This is a genomic window from Burkholderia territorii, assembly GCF_902833055.1.
Taxonomy (GTDB): domain Bacteria; phylum Pseudomonadota; class Gammaproteobacteria; order Burkholderiales; family Burkholderiaceae; genus Burkholderia; species Burkholderia territorii.
The window spans coordinates 1-429 of record NZ_CADFEJ010000167.1; the positions used below are offsets into that span (position 1 = coordinate 1).

General features: G+C 64.1%; 1 protein-coding gene. It reads left to right on the forward strand.

Going from position 1 to position 429, the window contains the following annotated elements:
• Positions 1–429, forward strand: a 429-nt coding sequence (locus tag HW466_RS31555) for an RNA polymerase factor sigma-54 (RefSeq protein ID WP_481968807.1), incomplete at both ends; no start/stop codon positions are given.

Genomic DNA, 429 nt, shown 5'->3' on the forward strand with positions numbered 1-429 from the left:
CTCCGCATCAGAATGCTTGCGCCTGCAATTGTTGCGACTTGATCCGTCCCCCACGCGCACGCTGTCGCTCGACATCGTCTCGCAGCATCTCGAATTGCTGGCCGCGCGCGACTTCACGCGGCTGCGCAAGCAGTTGAAGGCCAACGACGACGAGCTGCGCGAGGCCCATGCACTGATCCGCTCGCTCGAGCCCTTCCCGGGCGCCGCCTACGGCAAGACCGAGGCGGACTACGTGGTGCCCGACATCATGGTCAGGAAGAGCGGCCAGAACTGGCTCGCGGAGCTCAATCCCGAGGTGGTGCCGAAGCTGCGCATCAACCACCTGTACGCCAATATCCTGCGCAACAGCCGGGGCGATCCGGGCGCCGGTTCGCTCAAGCAGCAGCTCCAGGAAGCGCGCTGGCTGATCAAGAATATCCAGCAGCGATT